At 71.5% G+C, this 6,717-nt stretch carries 5 protein-coding genes; all 5 read left to right on the forward strand.

All coding sequences use genetic code 11. From position 1 onward, the window contains the following. Window positions 1–172: 172 nt before the first annotated feature. Complete coding sequence (uvrC, locus tag ACY5KJ_RS01960) at window positions 173–2,284, forward strand: excinuclease ABC subunit UvrC (RefSeq protein ID WP_462202641.1); 2,112 nt, start codon at window positions 173–175, stop codon at window positions 2,282–2,284. Continuing rightward, entirely contained in the window at window positions 2,281–3,150 is an 870-nt protein-coding gene (gene rapZ / locus ACY5KJ_RS01965) for an RNase adapter RapZ (protein WP_462186159.1), read from the forward strand. Before uvrC ends, rapZ begins: the two co-directional genes overlap by 4 nt. Window positions 3,151–3,157: 7 nt before the next feature. Continuing rightward, window positions 3,158–4,240, forward strand: a complete 1,083-nt coding sequence (locus ACY5KJ_RS01970) for a gluconeogenesis factor YvcK family protein (RefSeq protein WP_462186158.1) — start codon at window positions 3,158–3,160, stop codon at window positions 4,238–4,240. Window positions 4,241–4,254: 14 nt separating this feature from the next. Then, the gene (whiA, locus tag ACY5KJ_RS01975) at window positions 4,255–5,232 is read left to right on the forward strand and encodes a DNA-binding protein WhiA (protein ID WP_462186177.1); all 978 of its coding nucleotides are present in this window, start codon (window positions 4,255–4,257) and stop codon (window positions 5,230–5,232) included. 453 nt (window positions 5,233–5,685) lie between these two features. Continuing rightward, entirely contained in the window at window positions 5,686–6,693 is a 1,008-nt protein-coding gene (gap, locus tag ACY5KJ_RS01980) for a type I glyceraldehyde-3-phosphate dehydrogenase (RefSeq protein WP_462202643.1), read from the forward strand. Window positions 6,694–6,717: the final 24 nt, after the last annotated feature.

Below are 6,717 nucleotides of genomic sequence, written 5' to 3' on the forward strand. Positions count from 1 at the left end.
AAACAGCGGAAGGTGTGTAATCGGTCACGATACTGCCGGGTGGCCGTCGCCGCTCGTCACCCTACCGCCACCATCGGAGGGAACCCGCTGCCAAGCCCGCACGCTATGCGTGATGAAATGGTTACGTGCAGGTGCTGCTTGCTCGGGATGAAGGTCGCCGTAGGCTCGCTTCATGGCTGATCCGGCGTCCTACCGGCCCGCCCCGGGCTCGATCCCCGAGACACCCGGTGTCTATCGTTTCCGTGACGAGCACGGTCGCGTGCTCTATGTCGGCAAGGCCAAGAACCTGCGGGCCCGGCTGGCCAACTACTTCGCCGAGTTGCACACCCTCCATCCGCGCACGCAGCACATGGTCTCCTCGGCGAGCTCGGTCGACTGGACCGTTGTCTCGACCGAGGTCGAGGCCCTCCAGCTCGAGTACACGTGGATCAAGGAGTTCGACCCGCGCTTCAACGTCCGCTACCGCGACGACAAGAGCTACCCGAGTCTCGCCGTGACCCTCCACGAGGAGTTCCCGCGCCTGCAGGTCATGCGGGGACCCAAGCGCAAGGGTGTCCGGTACTTCGGCCCGTATGCGCATGCCTGGGCCATCCGGGAGACCCTCGATCTGCTCCTGCGGGTCTTCCCCGCCCGCACGTGCTCGGGCGGGGTCTTCAAACGGGCCGCGCAGGTCGGACGGCCGTGCCTGCTCGGGTACATCGACCGGTGCTCGGCACCCTGCGTGGGACGGGTCGACGCGGCCACCCACCGGGAGATCGTCGAGGACTTCTGCGACTTCATGTCCGGGCAGGCGGGCCGTTACCTGCGTCGGCTCGAACGGGAGATGCAGCAGGCGGCGCAGGCCCAGGAGTACGAACGCGCCGCGCGGCTGCGCGACGACATCGGCGCCCTGCGCCGTGCGGTCGAGAAGCAGGCCGTGGTCCTGCCCGACGGCACCGACGCCGACGTCATCGCCTTCGCCGAGGACGAGCTGGAGGCCGCCGTCGCGGTGTTCTACGTGCGTGGCGGGCGGGTACGCGGCCAGCGGGGCTGGGTCGTCGACAAGCTCGACGAGGTCACGACCGCGGACCTCGTCGAGCAGTTCCTCACCCAGGAGTACCTCGACGGCACGGGAGCGGCCTCGACCGGGACCGCTGGTTCGACGGTGCCCACGACCACCGCGGGATCCCAGGGGGAGGGCATCCCCCGCGAGATCCTGGTTCCCGCCCTGCCGCCCGGCGTCGAGGCGGCCACCGAACTGCTCGGCGCGGCCCGGGGCAGCCGCGTCGAGGTCCGCGTGCCCCGCCGCGGGGACAAGCGCACCCTGCTCGAGACGGTGGAGCGCAACGCCAAGCAGGCGTTCGCGCTGCACCGGACGAAGCGGGCCAGTGACCTCACCGCCCGCAGCCGTGCCCTCGCCGAGCTTCAGGAGGCCTTGGAGCTGCCCGACGCGCCGCTGCGCATCGAGTGCTTCGACGTCTCGAACACCCAGGGCACGAACGTCGCGGCGAGCATGGTCGTGTTCGAGGACGGCCTGCCGCGCAAGTCCGAGTACCGCAGGTTCGCGATCCGCGGCATCGCCGGCCGGGAGGGTGCCGGCCGGGACGGGGCTGCCGGGGACGACGTGGCGAGCATGTACGAGACCATCCACCGGAGGTTCTCGCGCTACCTCGCCGAGCGGTCCCGCGTCGGCGAGCTTGCCGACATCGCCGACATCGCCGACGCGCCGGATGCCGCGCAGCCGATCGATCCGGGGACCGGGCGGCCGCGCCGGTTCGCCTACCCGCCGAACCTCGTCGTGGTGGACGGCGGGGCGCCCCAGGTGGCCGCGGCGGCCCGGGCGCTCGACGAGCTCGGCATCGACGCCGGCCCCGGCGGGGTGGCGCTGTGCGGGCTGGCGAAGCGGCTGGAGGAGGTCTGGCTGCCGGGCACCGCGGACCCGGTCATCCTCCCGCGGACGTCCGAGGCGCTCTACCTGCTGCAACGGGTACGCGACGAGGCACACCGCTTCGCCATCGCCTACCACCGGCAGAAGCGGTCCACGGCCATGGTGGCCTCCGCCCTCGACGAGGTCCCCGGCCTGGGTGACACCCGGCGCAAGGCCCTGCTGCGCTACTTCGGTTCGGTGGCGAAGGTACGGGCGGCGAGCGCCGAGCAGATCGCGCAGGTGTCCGGCATCGGCCCGCGGACGGCGGCGGCGATCGTCACCGCGCTGGCCCGGTCGGCGCCGGGCCGCGCCGACGCGCCCGCCCCCGTCGTCGACCCGCACACCGGAGAGATCCTCGACGCGGAGACCGTCTCATGACCACCCCGACCCTGGATTTGGCGATCATCACCGGGCTGTCCGGCGCCGGGCGCAGCACCGCGGCGAAGTGCCTGGAGGACCTGGGCTGGTTCGTCGTCGACAACCTTCCCCCGGAGCTGCTGTCCACCATGGCTGAGCTGGGCCGTCGTTCTGGTGGGACGGTCAGCCGCATCGCCGTCGTGGTGGACGTGCGGGGCCGGCCGTTCTTCTCTGACCTGCGCGCCGCGATCGCGGCGCTCGACGCGCGGGGCATGCATCCCCGGATGCTGTTCCTCGAGGCCAGCGACGATGCGCTGATCCGCCGGTTCGAGCACGTCCGCCGCCCGCATCCGCTGCAGCGCGACGAGCGGGTGGTCGACGGCATCAGCCGGGAACGGATTCTGCTCGCCGAGCTGCGCGGCGAGGCTGACCTGGTCCTCGACACCACCGACCTGAACGTCCATGAGCTGCGGTCGAAGATCGACGCCGCGTTCGGGCAGCCGAACGCCAACCGGCTCAACGCCACGGTGGTGTCGTTCGGGTACAAGTACGGACTTCCGCTGGATGCGGATCTCGTCGCCGACTGCCGGTTCCTGCCCAACCCGCACTGGGTGGAGGCGCTGCGCCCGTTCACCGGCCGCGATCCGCAGGTGCGCGACTATGTGCTGGCCCAGCCGGGAGCGCAGGACTTCCTCGACCAGTACGCGGCGCTGCTCCGCCTGGTCGGCGAGGGCTACGCCCGCGAGGGCAAGCGGTATCTCACGCTGGCCGTCGGGTGCACCGGCGGCAAGCACCGTAGCGTCGCGATCGCCGAGCAGCTCGGCACCCGGCTCGCCGCGGGCGGCGTGGGGGTCCGGGTGGTGCACCGTGACCTGGGACGGGAGTGAACCATCCGTGAACCTCAGTGGCGTAGCCGCGCGCTCCGACGGTCCGGACCGGGCACCGGCGGTCGTCGCCTTCGGCGGCGGCCACGGGCTCGCCGCCTCGCTCGCCGCGCTCCGGCAGATCACCTCGGCGCTTACCGCCGTGGTGACCGTCGGTGACGATGGTGGATCCTCCGGGCGGCTGCGCGCGGAGCTCGGTGCGCTGCCCATGGGCGATCTACGAATGGCCCTGGCCGCGCTGGCCGGACCGGACGGATGGTCGACCACCTGGGCGGGCGTGTTCCAGCACCGGTTCGGCGGCGACGGGCCGCTCGCCGGGCACGCGGTCGGCAACCTCGTGCTCACCGCGCTCGCCGAGCGCACCGGATCACCGGTGGCCGCGCTCGACCTGGCCGCCGCCCTCCTCGGTCTGCGGGGGCGGGTGCTGCCGCTGTCGACCAGGGGCATCGACATCGTCGCCGACGTCGTGGGGCTGGATCCGGGGGCGCCCACCGCCGAGGTCGAGGTGCGCGGGCAGGCCGCGGTGGCCACGACCGGTGGACGGGTCGTGGGTGTCCGGCTGTCGCCGGCGGCACCGCCGGCCTGTCCGGAGGCGGTGGCCGCGGCGGGCGCGGCCGACTGGATCATCCTTGGGCCGGGATCGCACTACACGAGCATGCTGCCGCATCTGTTGGTTCCTGGGATGAACCGGGCGATTGCGATGTCCCGGGCGAACCGGGTGATGGTGTTGAACCTGGCCGCCCAGCCGGGGGAGACCGAGGGATACACCCCCCAGGCCCATCTCCACTCCCTCGGCCGGCACGTTCCCGGCCTGCGGCTGGACGTGGTGATCGCCGATCCGACCGCGGTGCCCGACCCCGACCTGCTCGCCCGGGCGGCGGCGGACGTCGGCGCCCGGCTCCATCTGGCGCCGGTGCGGATCCCTGGCGCGCCCGTGCACGACCCGGTCCGGCTCGCCGCGGCCTTCCGCGCGGTGTTCGCGGGACTCCCGGAGGCGACCCGCCCGGCGCCCGCGTCCCGGCGGCCGGTCACGCAGTACTCATCGTCCGGCGGACCGGTCCGCCGGACCCCATCCGGTGAAGCCAAGGAGTGATCGGTGTGGCGGCGATGACGGCCACCGTCAAGGACGAACTGAGCCGGCTGCGGGTCGCGAAGCCCTGTTGCCGGCGGGCCGAGATGGCAGCCCTGCTGCGCTTCGGTGGGGGGCTGCACATCGTCGGTGGTCGCATCGTGGTCGAGGCGGAACTCGATACCGGCGCGACCGCCCGCCGGTTGCGTCGCGAGATCGCCGAGGTCTTCGGCTTCCCCTCGACGGTGGCCGTGCTGGCCGCCGGTGGGCTGCGCCGCTCGGTGCGCTACATCGTGCGCGTCGAGCGGGACGGCGAGCAGCTCGCGCGGTCCACCGGCCTGCTCGACCAGCGTGGCCGCCCGGTGCGCGGGCTGCCGCCGCAGGTGGTCACGGGCTCCGCCTGTGACGCCGCGGCGGCCTGGCGGGGCGCGTTCCTCGCCCACGGTTCACTGACCGAGCCGGGTCGGTCCTGCTCGCTGGAGGTGACCTCGCCCGGTCCGGAGGCCGCGCTGGCCCTGGTCGGCGCGGCGCGCCGGCTGGGGGTCCAGGCCAAGAGCCGGGACGTGCGCGGCGTCGACCGTGTCGTCATCCGCGACGGCGACGCGATCGGCGCGCTGCTGACCAGGATCGGTGCGCATGACAGCCTGCTCGCCTGGGAGGAACGGCGGATGCGCCGGGAGGTCCGGGCGACGGCCAACCGGCTGGCGAACTTCGACGACGCCAACCTGCGCCGCTCCGCCCGGGCCGCGGTGGCCGCCGGCGCCCGGGTGCAGGCCGCGATGCGCATCCTCGGCGACGACGCCCCGGAGCACCTGCTGGCGGCCGGCCGGTTGCGCCTCGATCACGCGCAGGCCTCCCTGGAGGAACTGGGCGCGCTCGCGGACCCGCCGCTGACCAAGGATGCGGTCGCCGGCCGGATCCGCCGGCTGTTGGCGCTCGCCGACAAGAGGGCCAATGCGCTCGGTATCCCCAACACCGAGGCGAGCGTCTCCCCGGATCTCCTTGAGAACGCCTGAGCAACAGCGGCCCAGGTCGTACCCAGACATTTCATACCTGTAATGTGGAAAACTGGCCCAGTAGCACCATCGGGATCGGATGGCTCTTCGGGGCTCTTCGGGGTGGGGTCTGCCCGTGGGGCGCCCGCCTGGCCGGTTCGGCCGGCGTCAGCGCGGGCCCACGGAATCTGCCCGGCCCTCGGCCCTGCGGAGGCGCACCGGCGGTGCGGCAGCGCAGCGATGTGATGGGATGTAGTTTCCGGGTGGGGCGTGCCCGCATCGTGTGAGGAGACCAGCATCGCACGGTTCGGATTCCCGCCGATGATGTGCAAACTCGTTAGGCTCCTGCCTTGACAGCGCCACATGAACGACAGTGCCACATGAACGAGAACGTCACAACCGAACGACGACGTCGCGACGGAACGACGGCGTGACTATCGAAACGACGAGACAAGACGGTAGGGAGTCCTGGACGTGGCTACGCGGGTGGGTGTCAACGGCTTCGGGCGAATCGGTCGTAACTTCTGGCGGGCGCTCGCGGCGAGCAACCGGAACGATCTCGAGATCGTCGCGGTCAACGACCTGACCGACAACAAGACTCTTGCGCATCTGCTCAAGTACGACACCACGCTGGGTACGCTGCCTGCTGCGGTCGGTGTCGTCGACGAGGGTATCCGCGTCGGTGACACCGTGATCAAGGTGCTGGCCGAGCGCGACCCGGCGGCGCTGCCCTGGGCCGATCTGGGTGTGGACGTTGTCATCGAGTCCACCGGCCGCTTCACCAAGGCGGCGGACGCGGGCAAGCATCTGCAGGCAGGCGCCAAGAAGGTCATCATCTCGGCGCCGGCCAAGGACGAGGACATCACCGTGGTGATAGGCGTGAACGACGACGCCTACGACCCGGCCAGGCACCACATCCTGTCCAACGCTTCCTGCACGACGAACTGCGTCGCGCCGATGGCGAAGGTGCTCGACGAGGCCTTCGGCATCAGCCAGGGGCTGATGACCACCATCCACGCCTACACCAACGACCAGGTCATCCTGGACTTCCCGCACTCGGACCTGCGGCGGGCGCGGGCGGCGGCGCAGAACATCATCCCGACCACCACGGGTGCGGCGAAGGCCACCGCGCTGGTCCTGCCCCACCTCAAGGGCAAGCTCGACGGGCTGGCGATGCGGGTGCCGGTCCTCGACGGCTCGGTCACCGACCTGGTGGCCACCCTGGACAAGAAGGCCAGCAAGGAAGAGGTCAACGCGGCGTTCAAGGCGGCGGCGGAGGGCCCGCTGAAGGGCTACCTTGTCTACACCGAGGACCCGATCGTCTCCTCCGACATCGTCAACACCCCGGCGTCCTGCACGTTCGACTCGCTGCTGACGATGTCCGCCGGCAATCAGGTGAAGATCGTCGGCTGGTACGACAATGAGTGGGGCTACTCCAACCGGCTGGTCGACCTGACCGCGCTGGTCGCCGCGCGCCTCTAGGCCCGCGCGCCGCTCTAGGTCTGT

The organism is Frankia sp. CcWB3, assembly GCF_977927595.1.